16 protein-coding genes are annotated in these 15416 nt (G+C 70.8%); 9 read left to right on the forward strand and 7 right to left on the reverse strand.

What is annotated here, in order from left to right; genetic code table 11:
• Nucleotide 1: 1 nt before the first annotated feature.
• Together QF037_RS37720 and QF037_RS37725 are read right to left on the reverse strand one after the other, a co-directional pair.
• Entirely contained in the window at nt 2-196 is a 195-nt protein-coding gene (locus QF037_RS37720) for a DUF1918 domain-containing protein (RefSeq protein WP_307033101.1), read from the reverse strand.
• Between the two features lie 92 nt (nt 197-288).
• Nucleotides 289-1203, reverse strand: coding sequence for a DMT family transporter (locus tag QF037_RS37725; RefSeq protein ID WP_307033103.1), 915 nt, complete (start codon nt 1201-1203; stop codon nt 289-291).
• Here QF037_RS37725 and QF037_RS37730 point away from each other — a divergent pair.
• On the forward strand, nt 1202-2665 hold the full coding sequence (locus QF037_RS37730) for an aminotransferase-like domain-containing protein (RefSeq protein WP_307033105.1): 1464 nt from the start codon (nt 1202-1204) through the stop codon (nt 2663-2665). The two genes, QF037_RS37725 and QF037_RS37730, sit on opposite strands and share 2 nt — an antisense overlap.
• Here QF037_RS37730 and QF037_RS37735 read toward each other — a convergent pair.
• The gene (locus tag QF037_RS37735; RefSeq protein WP_307033107.1) at nt 2662-3267 is read right to left on the reverse strand and encodes a DUF6461 domain-containing protein; all 606 of its coding nucleotides are present in this window, start codon (nt 3265-3267) and stop codon (nt 2662-2664) included. The two genes, QF037_RS37730 and QF037_RS37735, sit on opposite strands and share 4 nt — an antisense overlap.
• Before the next feature lie 81 nt (nt 3268-3348).
• Here QF037_RS37735 and QF037_RS37740 point away from each other — a divergent pair, with 81 nt between their 5' ends.
• Nucleotides 3349-3774, forward strand: a complete 426-nt coding sequence (locus QF037_RS37740; protein ID WP_307033109.1) for a GNAT family N-acetyltransferase — start codon at nt 3349-3351, stop codon at nt 3772-3774.
• Nucleotides 3775-3896: 122 nt separating this feature from the next.
• Nucleotides 3897-4490, forward strand: coding sequence for a histidine phosphatase family protein (locus tag QF037_RS37745; RefSeq protein ID WP_307033111.1), 594 nt, complete (start codon nt 3897-3899; stop codon nt 4488-4490).
• Nucleotides 4491-5098: 608 nt separating this feature from the next.
• Here QF037_RS37745 and QF037_RS37750 read toward each other — a convergent pair.
• Complete coding sequence (locus tag QF037_RS37750; protein WP_307033113.1) at nt 5099-5563, reverse strand: DUF6314 family protein; 465 nt, start codon at nt 5561-5563, stop codon at nt 5099-5101.
• A 136-nt stretch (nt 5564-5699) separates the two neighbouring features.
• On the opposite strand from QF037_RS37750, the gene QF037_RS37755 reads away from it, so the two are divergent.
• A complete protein-coding gene (locus tag QF037_RS37755) occupies nt 5700-8174 on the forward strand; it encodes an alpha-L-arabinofuranosidase C-terminal domain-containing protein (protein ID WP_307033115.1) in 2475 nt (824 codons plus the stop codon).
• Nucleotides 8175-8231: 57 nt separating this feature from the next.
• On the opposite strand, the gene QF037_RS37760 is transcribed toward QF037_RS37755, so the two are convergent.
• Nucleotides 8232-8693 (reverse strand): hypothetical protein, encoded by a 462-nt coding sequence (locus QF037_RS37760; protein WP_307033118.1) that lies wholly within the window; start codon nt 8691-8693, stop codon nt 8232-8234.
• 187 nt (nt 8694-8880) lie between these two features.
• Here QF037_RS37760 and argC point away from each other — a divergent pair, with 187 nt between their 5' ends.
• The 5 genes from argC to QF037_RS37785 are packed head-to-tail and all read left to right on the forward strand — an operon-like array spanning nt 8881 to nt 13715.
• Entirely contained in the window at nt 8881-9909 is a 1029-nt protein-coding gene (gene argC / locus QF037_RS37765; RefSeq protein WP_307033120.1) for an N-acetyl-gamma-glutamyl-phosphate reductase, read from the forward strand.
• Nucleotides 9906-11057 carry a bifunctional glutamate N-acetyltransferase/amino-acid acetyltransferase ArgJ gene (gene argJ / locus QF037_RS37770; protein WP_307033122.1) on the forward strand — a complete coding sequence of 384 codons (1152 nt, stop codon included), beginning with the start codon at nt 9906-9908 and terminating at the stop codon, nt 11055-11057. The genes argC and argJ overlap by 4 nt, the downstream gene beginning before the upstream one ends.
• Nucleotides 11054-11962: an acetylglutamate kinase gene (gene argB, locus QF037_RS37775; protein WP_307033124.1), complete on the forward strand. Its 909-nt coding sequence runs from the start codon at nt 11054-11056 to the stop codon at nt 11960-11962. The genes argJ and argB overlap by 4 nt, the downstream gene beginning before the upstream one ends.
• Complete coding sequence (locus QF037_RS37780; protein WP_307033126.1) at nt 11959-13155, forward strand: acetylornithine transaminase; 1197 nt, start codon at nt 11959-11961, stop codon at nt 13153-13155. The genes argB and QF037_RS37780 overlap by 4 nt, the downstream gene beginning before the upstream one ends.
• Nucleotides 13156-13175: 20 nt before the next feature.
• Complete coding sequence (locus QF037_RS37785; protein ID WP_307033128.1) at nt 13176-13715, forward strand: arginine repressor; 540 nt, start codon at nt 13176-13178, stop codon at nt 13713-13715.
• A 105-nt stretch (nt 13716-13820) separates the two neighbouring features.
• On the opposite strand, the gene QF037_RS37790 is transcribed toward QF037_RS37785, so the two are convergent.
• On the reverse strand, nt 13821-14558 hold the full coding sequence (locus tag QF037_RS37790) for an FAD:protein FMN transferase (RefSeq protein WP_307033130.1): 738 nt from the start codon (nt 14556-14558) through the stop codon (nt 13821-13823).
• A 55-nt stretch (nt 14559-14613) separates the two neighbouring features.
• A complete protein-coding gene (locus QF037_RS37795) occupies nt 14614-15405 on the reverse strand; it encodes an FMN-binding protein (protein ID WP_307033132.1) in 792 nt (263 codons plus the stop codon).
• Nucleotides 15406-15416 lie beyond the last annotated feature (11 nt).

Raw genomic sequence — 15416 nt, forward strand, 5'->3', positions numbered from 1 at the left:
CCTAGTGCGCGGTGTCCTTGTGACGGATCTCGCTGTCGGGGCCGGGTGAGCACACGCCCACGTGCCCGTCCTCGAAGCGGACGCGGTACGGGGGGTTGCCCCCTTGTCCCATCACTTCGACGATCTCGCCGATCTTGTCGTGTTGTCCGACCACCCTGCCGTGCTGCACAAGCTGGTCGCCCACGGTTGCAAGCATCTGTGGGTCCTCCTCACGAGGTGCGGAAGCAGCGGTCCGTGGCCTTGAGTTTACGGCGCGGCGGCCCGGTTGGACCGTCCCGTGCGCGCCGCTCAGCCTCGCGCCCGCTGGGTGACGGCGATGCAGACAAGCACCGCCGCGGCCGTCAGCGGGGCGGCCACCGTCAGGTGCTCACCCAGCAGCAGCACCGACCACACCAGTGTGAGCAGGGGCTGGGCCAACTGCAACTGGCTGGCCTTGGGGATGCCGATCATGGCCATGCCCCGGTACCAGACGACCAGACCGAGGAACTGCGAGCCCGCCGCGACCCACAGCAGTCCGGTCACGCTGTGCGCGGTGAGGTGCACGGGTTCGTACGACAGGGCCACCACGGTCGCGGGCACGGAGAACGGCAGGCACAGCACCAGCGCCCAGCCGACGACCTGCCAGCCCGGTATGACCTTGGCCAGCCGGCCGCCCTCGGTGTAGCCGGCCGCGCACACCAGCAGGGAGCCGAAGAGATACAGGTCGGCGGAGGTGAGGGCGCCGCCGCTCTGCTGCACGGTGAAGGCGAGGACCGCGGCCGCGCCCGCGAGGGCGGCCGTCCAGAAGGTACGGGACGGGCGGGTGCCCATGCGCAGGGCGGAGAACAGCGCCGTGGTGAGCGGGAGCAGGCCGACCACCACGGCGGCGTGGGAGGTGGTCGAGGTCCGCAGCGCGAGAGTGGTGAGCATCGGGAAGCCGACGACGACACCGCCGGCGACCACCGCGAGCCCCGCCCAGTGGCGGCGGGCGGGAACGGGAACGCGCAGCGCCAGCAGACAGGATCCGGCGATCAGCGCGGCGAGCACGCTCCGCACCCCGACCAGTGACCAGGGCCCGAAGCCCTCCAGACCCCATGCTGTCGCCGGGAAGGTGAGGGAGAAGGCGACGACGCCGAGGGCGGCAACCAGGGTGCCGGCAGTGGTGTTCGGCTTGGCGCCGACCGCTATCGTGATCGGGTCAGTAGCGCTACTCTGTACTCTCATGCAAGAGCGTAGCAGCGTCGATGAGCTGGCGGAACGGCTGAGAAGTGAACTGAACCGCTACTCCGCGGGTGGAAAGCTCCCGTCGAGTCGAGCCCTGGTCGAGCAGTACCGGGTGAGCCCGGTGACGGTCTCCCGGGCGCTGGCGCAGCTGGCCGCCGAGGGGCTCGTCGTCACCCGGCCCGGTGCCGGGGTGTTCCGGGCGGTACCGCGCACCACGGCCGCCCCGGTGGGGGACACCTCCTGGCAGGAGGTGGCGCTGAGCGCGGACGCGTCCACCGACCTCGTGCCGCGCTCGGTGGACGCGAGCGGTGTCCTGGTCTCCCTCACCGAGCCGCCGCCCGAGGTGATCGAGTTCACCGGCGGCTATCTGCACCCCTCGCTCCAGCCCGAGCAGGCACTCGCCGCCGCGCTCTCCCGTGCCGCGCGCCGTCCCGGCGCCTGGGGCCGGCCGCCCATGGAGGGGCTGACGGAGCTGCGCTCGTGGTTCGCGCGGAGCATCGGCGGCTCCGTCACGGCGGCGGAGGTGCTGATCGCCGCCGGCGGGCAGTCGGCGCTGACCATCGCGCTGCGTGCGCTGGCCGCTCCCGGGGCCCCGGTGCTCGTCGAGTCGCCCACCTACCCCGGCATGCTGGCGATCGCCCGAGCGGCCGGGCTGCGGCCCGTGCCCGTCCCGGTCGACCCGGACGGGGTCAAGCCGGAGCTGCTGGCCGACGCCTTCCGGGCCACCGGCGCCCGGGTGTTCGTCTGCCAGCCGCTGTTCCAGAACCCGACCGGTGCCGTGCTCGCGCCTGAACGCCGGGGCGAGGTGCTGCGCATCGCGCGCGAGGCCGGCGCGTTCGTCGTCGAGGACGATTTCGTACGACGGCTCGTGCACGCGGACGCGGGCGAACTGCCGCGTCCGCTGGCCGCCGAGGACGCCGACGGGGTCGTCGTCCATGTGTGCTCGCTGACCAAGGCGACCTCGCCCAGCTTCCGGGTGTGTGCGCTCGCCGCGCGGGGGCCGGTGCTGGAACGGCTGCGTGCCATCCAGGTCGTCGACACCTTCTTCGTGCCGCGCCCCTTGCAGGAGGCGGCGCTGGAACTCGTGGGGTCGGCCGCCTGGCCGCGTCATCTGCGGGCGATCTCCACGGACTTGAAGACGCGTCGGGACGCCATGACCACGGCGCTCGGCCTCCACCTCCCCGAACTCGCCCTCCCGCACGTCCCCTCGGGCGGCTACCACCTCTGGCTGCGCCTGCCGGACGATTCCGGGAGCACCTCCCAGGCTTTCGGCTCCAGGAGGGAGGCCGCGCTGACGGCGGCCGCCCTGCGCGCGGGGGTCGCGATCACCCCGGGCCGCCCGTACTTCAGCGCGGAGCCACCGGCGGGGCATGTGCGGTTGAGTTTCGCGGCGGTGGCGGGGGTCGGGGAGATCGCGGAGGGGGTACGGCGGTTGCGGCAGGCGGCGGACGAGGTGCTCTAACCGGTCGGGGCGATGCCGCACCTGAACTCGGCGGAGGCGAACAGCTCAGGCGTCAGGCGTACGCCGGTGAGGCGGTGCGCCAGCGCGAAGGACGCCTCGGTGTGCGGGCCGAAGTCCCGGTCGTCGGCGTCGCGCAGGTCGAAGCCCGACTCCCGCATCTCCGCGAGGAGTCCGTCGGGACGGCTGCCGTCGCGGGCGTAGGGGAAGAGCGGTTCGAAGTGCAGGCGTATGTCGCCGTCCTCGAACCAGTAGAAGTGGTCCACCGCGTTGACGTTGCGGAAGTGGGAGACCGCTCGGCGCCCGCGCGAGACGGGGAGCATGGCCTCGGGAGTGACGCCCAGGTAGCCGTTGAACTCCACCATCAGCGCCCAGCCGTCCAGGGTCGCCGCGCCCACGAACAGCCGGTCGTGGTCGGACAGGTCGTAGCACGGCTCGTACAGCAGGTCGACGCCGGTCAGCCGGCCCGCGGGCTCGGCCTTGAGCTCCTCCAGCAGTTCGTCGGCCGTGAGCCCCCGGACCAGGGTGACGCAGTACGCCTGCATCAAGAGCTCGTACTGCTCCTTCAGCCATGTGTAGTCGGCGGGGCCCGTGATCCCGGTCATGGACTCAGCGTCGCATCCGGCACTGACAACGCCCCCTGGAAACCGTTCGACCAGGGCCTCCGGCCCTGCGAAGATCCCGGCATGAACGACCTCGCCGCCGGCTACGAGATCTCCACCGACCCCGACCGTATCGACGCCGCCCGCGTCCACCACTGGCTCTCCACCGACGCGTACTGGGCGGTCGGCCGCCCCCGGGAGAAGCAGGACCGGGCGATCGGGGGATCGCTCAACTTCGGGGTCTATGAGACGGCTTCGGGGGAGCAGGTGGCGTATGCCCGGATCATCACCGACCGGGCCACTTTCGCGTGGCTGTGCGATGTGTATGTCGATCCGTCCGTGCGGGGCAAGGGGATCGGGACCGCGCTCGTCGAGGCCGTACGCGAAGAGCTGCGGCCGTACGGGCTGCGCCGCATCCTGCTCGCCACGCATGACGCGCACGGGGTGTACGAGAAGGCCGGCTTCGCGCCGCTCGCGAACCCGGATCACTGGATGGCGTACCTCTACTAAGGCCCCTCGTTTCTGGTGAGTTGTCCGGCAGGTCCTGACCTTGCAGTAAGGTTTTGCCAACCCTGCGTAACTCCCGGGTAACACCTCTTGACCTGCGCACTTTCTCCACTCACCATCGCCGCATGGCACTTCGGGTCACATTCGTCGCCGCCGCCCGCAGCTCCCCGCTGCTCGCGGAGCGCTTCGAGGACGATCGGCCGCTCGACCAGGCCGGCTGGGACGAGGTGCAGCGCGCCGCGGGGGACTTGCTGCCGCTGGCCGCGGCCGAACTGCGCTACTGCTCACCGACTCCGCGCAGCCGCGCGACCGGGGACGGGCTCGGCTACGCCCCGCTCGTGCAACTCGCCCTGCGGGACTGTGACATGGGCCGCTGGCGCGGGCTGACGCTGGGCGAGGCGATGGCGCGCGAACCGGAGGCGGTGGACGCCTGGCTCGCCGACCCACGCGGTATCCCGCACGGCGGCGAGTCGCTGCTGGCCTTCATCTCCCGCGTCGGCGGCTGGCTCGACACCCGGCCCGTGGACGACGGCGGCCGTATCGTCGCAGTCGCCGAGCCCTCGGTGGTCCGCGCCGCGGTGGTGTACGCCCTGAAGGCGCCGCCGTCGACGTACTGGAACATCGACGTCCGCCCCCTCTCCACGACCACCGTCACCGGCCACGCGGGCCGCTGGAACCTGCGCTTCGACGGGGCCCAGGCCCAGCCGTCACGGGCGTGAGCCCGGCGGGTGTGCTCCGCGCCCTGGTGCCGTGTCCCGAGCCGTCGCGGACGTGGCTCGGACCCTCGCGGATGCGGTCCTGACTCCGCCCGACGACTCGTGCGCCCAGGCCTCGCGGATGTGAAGCCAGGCCTCGCGGGCGTGGCTCGGGTTGTCGCGGGTGGGGTCCGGGTCCCCGTTCGGTGCGGTGCCGGCCCGGCCGTCGCGGGTGTGAGCCAGGCCTTGCGGGCGTGGCTCGGGTTGTCGCGGGTGGGGTCCGGGTCCCCGTTCGGTGCGGTGCCGGCCCGGCCGTCGCGGACGTGAAGCCAGGCCTTGCGGGCGTGGCTCGGGTTGTCGCGGGTGGGGTCCGGGTCCCCGTTCGGTGCGGTGCCGGCCCGGCCGTCGCGGACGTGAAGCCAGGCCTTGCGGGCGTGGCTCGGGTTGTCGCGGGTGGGGTCCGGGTCCCCGTTCGGTGCGGTGCCGGCCCGGCCCTCGCGGGTGTGAAGCCAGGCTTGGGAGTGTGGCGTCGGCCCTTGGGGGTGTGACCCGGGGCCGTGTGGTTGTGGCCCTGGCCTTCGTAGGCGTCGCCCCGGGCCGCGACGCGTGCCCGTGGTCTGTGAGCCCGGCGCTCAGCCGCCGCGTGATCCGTCTGGTGTCTCGCGTGCGTACTCGGTCGTGAGGACGAGGTCCTTGGCGGGGCCGCCCACCTGCCACACCGTCCGCCAGTGTTGCTCGTCGAGGACGGTGAACTCGCCGCGGTAGAGGTCCGCCGCGCAGGGGTGGTCGGTGACGTGGTGGCCGGAGGTCAGGTCCAGGTCGTGGAAGTAGCGGCCGTCGGCGAAGCGCACCTCGGTCTCGGCCGGCGAAGTCCCGGGCAGGAAGCGCAAGGTGCGCTCGGCGGGGCGGGCGACGCCCTGCCAGGTGAAGGTGCCGGATTCCTGGTGCAGCAGCCCTTCGCCGTCCCATGGGCCGAAAACCGTCGTGCCCGAGAAGTGCCCGGTGTCCCCGCTCGCCAGGTCCCGCACGGACCGTTCGACCCGCCAACTCCCGGCCAGGTACGTCAGTACCTCCGGCACTGGCCAGAATCCGCCCACTCGTTCCCCCCTTCCGACACTTTCGGTACCGCCCGACCCGTTGACCTCGCGAGTCCCTCTCCCTATCTTGCCGTTCGAAGTGTTGATCAGTGTCTGATATTTCGAACAGCACCCCCGATCGAGCCGCGGAGCATCCATGTCACGCACCCGCTGGAGATTCGGCCTCGCCGCCACCGCGTTCCTGGTGACGGCCGGTCTCATGCCGGCCCCCGCCCATGCCGAGGACACCGCCGACTACGCCATCACCGTCGACCCCACCGCCAAGGGCGCGAAGATCGACGACACGATGTACGGCGTCTTCTTCGAGGACATCAACCGGGCCGCCGATGGAGGCCTGTACGCCGAGCTCGTCCAGAACCGGTCCTTCGAGTACTCCACGGACGACAACCGCTCGTACACCCCCCTCACCTCCTGGACCGTCGACGGCACCGGACAGGTCGTGAACGACGACGGCCGGCTCAATGCGCGCAACCGCAACTACCTCTCCCTGGCCGCCGGTTCGACCGTGACCAACGCCGGATACAACACCGGTGTCCACGTCGAGGAGGGCAAGAAGTACGACTTCTCCGTGTGGGCCCGCGCCGAGAGCGGCACGACCCTCACGGTCTCGCTCCAGGACGCCGACGGCAGCCTCGCCACCGCCCGCCAGGTCGCCGCGAAGGGCGGCTGGGCCAAGTACAAGGCCACCTTCACCGCCACCCGCACCAGCAGCAATGGCCGTCTGACCGTGGCCTCCTCGGCCGCGGCCGCCCTCGACATGGTCTCCCTCTTCCCGCGCGACACCTACAAGCACCAGGCGAACGGCCTGCGCAAGGACCTCGCCGAGAAGATCGCCGCCCTCCACCCGGGCTTCGTGCGCTTCCCCGGCGGCTGCCTGGTCAACACCGGCTCGATGGAGGACTACAGCGAGGCCTCCGACTGGCAGCGCAAGCGCTCCTACCAGTGGAAGGACACCATCGGCCCGGTCGAGGAGCGCGCGACCAACTCCAACTTCTGGGGCTACAACCAGAGTTACGGCCTCGGCTACTACGAGTACTTCCGCCTCTCCGAGGACATCGGCGCCATGCCGCTGCCCGTCGTCCCCGCCCTGGTGACCGGCTGCGGCCAGAACCAGGCCGTCGACGACGAGGCGCTGCTCAAGCGGCACATCCAGGACACCCTCGACCTCATCGAGTTCGCCAACGGCCCGGTCACCTCGACCTGGGGCAAGAAGCGCGCCCGGATGGGCCACCCCAAGCCCTTCCACCTCACCCACATCGAGGTCGGCAACGAGGAGAACCTCCCGGTCGAGTTCTTCGCCCGCTTCAAGGAGTTCCGCGCCGCCATCGCGGCCAAGTACCCGGACATCACCGTCATCTCCAACTCCGGCCCCGACGACGCCGGCTCGGTCTTCGACACGGCCTGGCAGCTGAACAAGGACGCCAAGGTCGACATGGTCGACGAGCACTACTACAACAGCCCGCAGTGGTTCCTGCAGAACAACGACCGCTACGACTCCTACGACCGCAGCGGCCCGAAGGTCTTCCTCGGCGAGTACGCCTCCTGGGGCAACGCCTTCAAGAACGGTCTCGCCGAAGCGGCCTTCATGACCGGCCTGGAGCGCAACGCGGACGTCGTCAAACTCGCCTCGTACGCCCCGCTGTTCGCCAACGAGGACTACGTCCAGTGGCAGCCGGACCTCGTCTGGTTCAACAACCACGCCTCCTGGAACTCCGCCAACTACGAGGTCCAGAAACTCTTCATGACCAATGTCGGCGACCGCGTGGTGCCCTCCACGGCCACCGGGACACCGGCGCTGACGGGTCCCATCGCGGGTGCGGTCGGCCTGTCGACCTGGGCGACCACGGCGGCGTACGACGACGTGAAGGTGACGGACGCCGACGGCAACCCCCTGCTGAGCGACGACTTCTCCGGTGACGCCTCGAAGTGGACCCACACCGGCGGCGGCAGCTGGAGCGTCCAGGACGGTCAGTACGTGCAGACCGACGTGGCCGCCGAGAACACCATGGTCTCGGCCGGCGACACCAAGTGGCACGACTACGACCTGCATGTGAAGGCCACCAAGAAGTCCGGCAAGGAGGGCTTCCTCATCGCCTTCGGCGTCAAGGACACCGGCAACTACTACTGGTGGAACCTCGGCGGCTGGAACAACACCCAGTCCGCCGTCGAGCAGGCCGCGGACGGCGGCAAGTCGACGCTGATCTCCAAGGCCGGGTCGGTCGAGACGGGCCGTGCCTACGACATCGACATCAAGGTGAGAGGCCGCCAGGTCACCCTGTACCTCGACGGACAGGAGTGGGGCAGCTTCACCGACGACAAGCCGGCCGAGCCGTTCCGCCAGGTCGTGACCAAGGACAAGAAGACCGGCGACCTGATCGTCAAGGTCGTCAACGCCCAGTCCACGGCGGCCCGCACGGCGATCGACCTGGGCGGCGCCAAGGTCGCGTCCAAGGCCCGCGTCACCACGCTGACGGCCGACCCGAACGCGGTGAACTCGGAGACCGAGACGCCGGTCACGCCGGTGAAGTCCACGTTCGACGGGGTGGCGGGCGAGTTCACCTACACCTTCCCGGCGAACTCGATCACCTTCCTGCGGATCAGGCAGCGCTAGCGGATCCCGGCGGGTGCGGGCGACACCGGCCCGCACCCGCCGGGCCTCCCGCGTCCCTCAGGCGTCCTTGCGGCGCCGGAACCAGCCGCGCCCGGGCGGCGGCGGGTGAGGGAGCGGCTGCGGGGCGCTCGGCCCGTCGAACGGCGGCAGGGTTTTGAAGCGGTCGTCGAAGGTGATCGTGGGTGTGATCCGGTGCAGGGCGGCGCGCACGAGGGTGAGCGGATGGCCGGGAAACCGGGCGTCCCACTGCTCGTGGTCGCCGACGTGGTACGGCAGGCCGCCCAGCTGTCCCTCCGTGTAGGGGTGGGGCCGGAAGTACTCCGCCGGACCCACCTGCGCCATGATCATGGCCTCCCGCATCCCGGTCGTGGCGCCCTCGGCGGCCTGCACCTTCACGACCGTGCCGGACCCTGCCCTCGGCACGGTCCAGGAGCCGAGGAACGCCTGCCCGGGCCGGCTGCCCAGCGGCATCTTGACCAGCTGGCGCACCGCCGGGACGCCGTCCACAGAGCCGGACACCGCCTCGATGGGCCCGGCTCACGCTCGGAGAAGCCGGTCAGGTCCAGGCTGGTCATCGGTGTCATGGCGATCACCGGGCCGAGGTCACGCAGCCCCTCGGCCCTGGGCAAAGATCGCTCCGGACCGTGCATGGATTGCATAAACGTGCAGCGAAACGTATAGTCATGCCATCCAAGAGGAGGATTCCATGGCGGTACGTGCGGCAGTGGCCGGAGCGAGTGGGTACGCGGGCGGCGAAGTCCTGCGGCTGCTCCTGGCGCACCCCGAGGTCGAGATCGGTGCCCTGACCGGCAACTCGAATGCCGGGCAGAAGCTGGGCGCGCTCCAGCCGCATCTGCTGCCGCTGGCCGACCGCGTACTCCAGGAGACCACGGCCGACGTCCTCGCCGGTCATGACGTCGTCTTCCTCGCCCTGCCCCACGGCCAGTCCGCCGCCGTCGCCGAGCAGCTCGGCCCGGACGTCCTCGTCGTCGACATGGGCGCCGACTTCCGGCTGAAGGAAGCCGCCGACTGGGAGAAGTTCTACGGCTCCCCGCACGCCGGCACCTGGCCGTACGGCCTTCCCGAACTTCCGGGTGCCCGCGCCGCGCTGGAGGGGTCCAAGCGCATCGCGGTGCCCGGTTGCTACCCGACCGCCGTCTCGCTCGCGCTCTTCCCGGCGTACGTCGCCGGACTCGCCGAGAACGAGGCCGTGATCGTCGCCGCCTCCGGGACCTCCGGCGCGGGCAAGGCGCCCAAGGCCAGTCTGCTGGGCTCCGAGGTCATGGGCTCCATGTCGCCGTACGGCGTCGGCGGCGGTCACCGGCACACGCCCGAGATGATCCAGAACCTCAGCGGGGCGGCCGCGGAGAAGGTGAGTGTCTCCTTCACGCCGACCCTCGCGCCGATGTCCCGCGGCATCCTCGCCACGTGCACTGCCAAGGCGAAGCCCGGCGTCACCGCCGAGTCCGTCCGCGCCGCCTACGAGAAGGCCTTCGCCGACGAGCCCTTCGTCCATCTGCTGCCCGAGGGGCAGTGGCCCGCGACGGCGTCCGTCTACGGTTCCAACGCCGTTCAGGTGCAGGTCGCGTACGACGAGGCCGCCGGCCGCATCATCGCCATCAGCGCCATCGACAACCTGACCAAGGGCACCGCGGGCGGGGCCCTGCAGAGCATGAACATCGCCCTCGGACTCGACGAGTCCACCGGGCTTTCCACGATCGGAGTCGCACCGTGAGCGTCACGGCAGCCAAGGGATTCCAGGCGGCGGGCATCGCCGCCGGGATCAAGGAGAACGGCAACCCGGACCTGGCCCTCGTGGTCAACACCGGGCCGCGCCGCGCCGCCGCCGGCGTCTTCACCTCCAACCGTGTGAAGGCCGCCCCCGTCCTGTGGTCCGAGCAGGTGCTGAAGGCCGGCCAGTTGACGGCCGTCGTTCTCAACTCGGGCGGCGCCAACGCCTGTACGGGTCCCAAGGGCTTCCAGGACACGCACGCCACCGCCGAGAAGGTCGCCGACGTCCTCGGTATCGGCGCGGGCGAGGTGGCCGTCGCCTCCACCGGCCTGATCGGCGTGCTGCTCCCCATGGACAAGCTGCTGCCGGGTGTCGCCACGGCCGCCGAGGCCCTGAGTGAGCACGGCGGCGAGAAGGCCGCCATCGCCATCAAGACCACCGACAGCGTCCACAAGACGTCGGTCGTCACCAAGGACGGCTGGACCGTCGGCGGCATGGCCAAGGGCGCGGGCATGCTCGCCCCCGGCCTCGCCACCATGCTCGTCGTCCTCACCACCGACGCGGATGTCGAGAGCGACGTGCTGGACAAGGCGCTGCGCGCCGCCACGCACACGACCTTCGACCGCGTCGACTCCGACGGCTGCATGTCCACCAACGACACCGTGCTGCTGCTCGCCTCCGGCGCCGCCGAAGTCACCCCGGGCCACGAGGAGTTCGCCGAGGCCGTACGGGCCGTCTGCGACGACCTCGGACAGCAGCTCATCCGGGACGCCGAGGGCGCCAGCAAGGACATCAAGGTCGAGGTGATCAACGCCGCGACCGAGGCCGACGCCGTCGAGGTGGGCCGCTCCATCGCCCGCAACAACCTCCTCAAGTGCGCCATCCACGGTGAGGACCCCAACTGGGGCCGGGTGCTCTCCGCGATCGGTACCACGCAGGCCGCCTTCGAGCCGGACCGGCTCAACGTCGCCATCAACGGCGTCTGGGTCTGCAAGAGCGGCGGAGTCGGCGAGGACCGCGACAAGGTCGACATGCGCTACCGCGAGGTGCACATCGTCGCCGACCTGGCAGCGGGCTCCGAGACCGCCACCATCTGGACCAACGACCTCACCGCCGACTACGTCCACGAGAACAGCGCCTACTCGTCATGAGCACTACTCGCAAGCACACGGCACTGCCGAAGGCCCAGATCCTCATCGAAGCGCTGCCCTGGCTGGTCCGGCACAACGGCAAGACGGTCGTCATCAAGTTCGGCGGCAACGCCATGATCGACGAGGACCTGAAAGCCGCGTTCGCCCAGGACGTCGTCTTCCTGCACCACGCCGGCCTCAAGCCGGTCGTCGTGCACGGCGGCGGCCCGCAGATCAGCGCCGCCCTCGACCAGGCCGGCATCGTCAGCGAGTTCAAGGCCGGCCTGCGGGTCACCACCGAGGACGCCATGGACGTCGTACGCATGGTGCTGGCCGGGCACGTGCAGCGCGAGCTCGTCGGGCTCCTCAACCAGCACGGACCGCTCGCCGTGGGACTCACCGGCGAGGACGCGCACACCATCACCGCCACCAAGCACCAGCCCGAGATCGACGGCGAGTTGGTCGACATCGGGCGGGTGGGCGAGATCACCGCGATCGACACGGGCGCGATCGAGGCACTGCTCGCCGACGGCCGGATCCCGGTCGTCTCGTCGATCGCCCGTAGCCAGGACGACGGACATGTCTACAACGTCAATGCTGATACGGCGGCTGCGGCACTCGCTGCTGCTCTGGGCGCCGAAACCCTCATGGTCCTCACGGACGTCGAGGGTCTCTACGAGGACTGGCCGAACAGCGACGAGGTGATCAGCCGCCTCACGGCTTCCCAACTGGAGAAGCTGCTGCCGGAGTTGAGCTCCGGCATGGTCCCGAAGATGGAGGGCTGCCTGCACGCCGTGCGAGGCGGCGTCAACACGGCCCGGGTCATCGACGGGCGGGTCCAGCACTCGATCCTGCTGGAGATCTTCACCGACGAAGGCATCGGCACGATGGTCGTGGCGGATGCCGAAGAGGGGGATGGGGAATGACCGGTACCGCGACCAACGCAGAGCTCACCCAGCGGTGGCAGGGCTCGCTCATGAACAACTACGGCACCCCCCGGCTGCCCCTCGTCCGCGGTGCGGGCCTCAAGGTCTGGGACACCGAGGGCAAGCAGTACTACGACTTCGTCGGCGGCATCGCCACCAATGCGCTCGGCCACGCTCACCCGGCGATCGTCGAGGCCGTCAGCAAGCAGATCGCCTCCCTCGGCCACATCTCCAACTTCTTCATGGCCGAGCCCACCGTCGCCCTCGCCGAACGGCTCGTCCAGCACTTCGGGCGGGACGGCAAGGTCTTCTTCTGCAACTCCGGCGCCGAGGCCAACGAGGCCGCCTTCAAGATCGGCCGGCTGACCGGACGGACCCACATGGTCGCCACCAGCGGAGGTTTCCACGGCCGGACCATGGGTGCCCTCGCCCTCACCGGCCAACCCGCCAAGCAGGAACCCTTCCTGCCGCTGCCCGGCGACGTCACGCACGTGCCGTTCGGCGACGCGCAGGCGCTGGCCGCCGCGGTCACCGAGGAGACAGCCCTCGTCGTCATCGAGCCGATCCAGGGCGAGAACGGCGTGATCGTGCCGCCCGCCGGCTATCTGAAGGCGGCCCGGGCGATCACGGCGGCCAAGGGTGCGCTGCTGGTGCTGGACGAGGTGCAGACCGGCATCGGCCGGACCGGCCACTGGTTCGAGTACCAGGCCCACGAGGGTGTCCTGCCGGACGTCGTCACCCTCGCCAAGCAGCTCGGCGGCGGCCTGCCGCTCGGCGCGACCGTGGCCTTCGGCCGGGCCGCCGAGCTGCTCCAGCCCGGCCACCACGGCACGACCTTCGGCGGCAACCCGGTCGCCTGCGCCGCCGGGCTCGCCGTGCTCGACACCATCGCGGGCGAGGGGCTGCTCGACAACGTCAAGCGCCAGAGCGCCGCGCTGTCCGACGGAGTCGAGGCCCTGGGGCACCCGCTGATCTCCCACGTCCGGGGCTCCGGCCTCCTCCTGGGTATCGTGCTCACCGAGCCGCTCGCGCCCCAGGTGCAGCAGGCGGCTCAGGACGCCGGTTTCCTGGTGAACGCGCCCGCCCCCGATGTCGTACGGCTGATGCCGCCGCTGAACCTCGGCGACGACGAGGTGGCGGCGCTGCTCCAGGCGCTGCCCGGCATCCTGGACGTGGCCAACGGGGATGGATGAGCCGGAGAGATGAGACGTCGATGAGCCAGGCGCAGGATCACGAGCAGACCCACGGGCCTGCCGTACCGCAGACCCGCACCGCACGGCACCGCCGGATCGTGGACATCCTCAACCGGCAACCGGTGCGTTCGCAGAGCCAGTTGGCCAAGCTGCTGTCCGACGACGGGCTGAGCGTCACACAGGCGACGCTCTCCCGGGATCTGGACGAGCTGAACGCGGTGAAGATCCGTAACAACGACGGCGACCTGATCTACGCGGTGCCGAGTGAGGGTGGGTTCCGTACTCCTCGCGTGCCGCTCGGGGAGTCCGCCAAGGAGGAGCGGATGCGGCGGCTCTCCCAGGAGCTGCTGATCTCCGCGGAGGCGTCCGCGAACCTTGTCGTTCTGCGGACGCCACCGGGTGCCGCGCAGTTCCTGGCGTCGGCGATCGATCAGGCCGAGCTGCAGGACATTCTCGGGACGATCGCGGGTGACGACACGTTGATGTTGATCAGCCGGGATCCCACTGGGGGGCAGGCGTTGGCCGAGCACTTGTTGCGGTTGGCTCAGAACGGCCACTGAGTGGGGTGGTGTCCGAGGTGTGCCGGGGGCGCGGGCTGTATCGATGTGCGACTCCGCCGCGTGGGCGCGACCAGCCACGAAGCACCCGCCCCCGGGCGGGTGCACTCAGCCCAGTCTTGAAGCCAGGCCGCCGGTGCACCGGACCTCGTCGCCCGCCGTGATCAGCAGTGCCTCCACGTCCGGCAGCGACTCCAGCCACCGCAAGCCCTCCCGCGACCCCATCGCGAACGCCGCCGTCGCCCAGCAGTCCGCCCAGGTCACGCTGGGAGTCACCACGGTCACCGCGACCAGGTCCGTGACCGCCGAGCGGCCGGTGCGGGGGTCGACGATGTGGGCGCCGCGCTCGGCCGTACCGGATGTCGCCACGGCCAGTTCGGTCGTCCCCGCCGCCGACACCACCGCCGCCAGGCCCCCCGGCCGCAGCGGATCCGCCACCCCCACCCGCCATGGCCGCTGCGGACCCGGCGTCCCCAGCAGCTGTACGTCGCCGCCGCCGTTGAGGCTCACCCCGGTCGCCCCGGCCTCGGCGAGGGCGCGTGCCGCGCGTTCGACGGCCCAGCCCTTGACGATGCCCGTCGGGTCCAGGCGGCCCTCGTAGCGCAGGCTGAACCAGCCGTCGCTCGCTTCCTCCGCCTCGGCGCCCAGGGCCAGGACCGCGGCGACCTCGGGGTCGCAGTCGTCGACCGTCAGCTCACCGCGGGCCAGCCGGGAGATCTGGCTGTCGTCGCGGTACGTGCTGAAGACGGCGTCGGCGCGATGCAGACCCGCGACCGCCTTCGCCAGGGCCGCCTCGACGGCGGCCGGTTCCCCGCCGCGGACGTCGAAGGAGAAGACGGTCCCCATGACCTCCTCCGTATGACGTACCGCGGCGGGAGCTTCTGCCGGTTCGGCCACCGTGTCAGCCACCGGCCTGGTCCAGCGCCGACTGCAGGGACTGCTTGTAGCCGGCGCTCGTATAGGTCGCGCCCGAGACCGCGTCGATGTCCGCGTTGCCCGCCGCGACCGCCGCCTGGTTGAGCTTCGGGATGGCGTTGCCGTTGACCTGGTCGCTCTGGCCCCCGGTGGGCTGCTGGACCGCCTCGGCCTTGGTGATCTTGCCGTTGCTGACCGTGACACGGACCTGGACGGGGCCGTACTGGGTCTGGGAGACGGTGCCGGTGACGACCTTGGGGGCGGCGGCCTCGGCGTTGCCCGCGCTCTCCGAGGGGGCCGGCGAGGACGCTCCCGTCGCGGCCGCGGCGTTGCCCTTGTCGATGGCGGACTGGAGCGACTTCTTGTAGCCCTCGCTGGTGTAGGTCGCCCCGGACACCGTGTCGATCTGCGCACTCTGCTTGGCGAGTGTCGCCGCGTTGAGCTTCGGCACCGCGTTGCCGGTGATCTGGTCGCTCTGGCCGCCCTTTGGCTGCTGGACCGTCTCGGCCTTGGTGATCTTGTTGTTGACGAAGGTGATACGGACCTGGATGGCCCCGTACTGGGTCTCCACGGCGTCGCCGGTCGCCGTGCCGGTGGCCGCCTGGGCGCCGCCCTGCGCGGACTCCTGTGCCGCCGCGGTCTGCTGCGGGGCCGCACCGCCTGCCGCGGACGCCGAGGCCGGGTCCGACCCCGGTTTGAGCGACAGCAGCAGCACGATCCCTGAGACGGTGGCGGCGCCGGCCAGGACGACACGCCGGATCGGGTGACTCTTCCTCATGGCTTCCAAGC

The organism is Streptomyces canus (genome assembly GCF_030815415.1).
Taxonomy (GTDB): Bacteria; Actinomycetota; Actinomycetes; order Streptomycetales; family Streptomycetaceae; genus Streptomyces; species Streptomyces canus_F.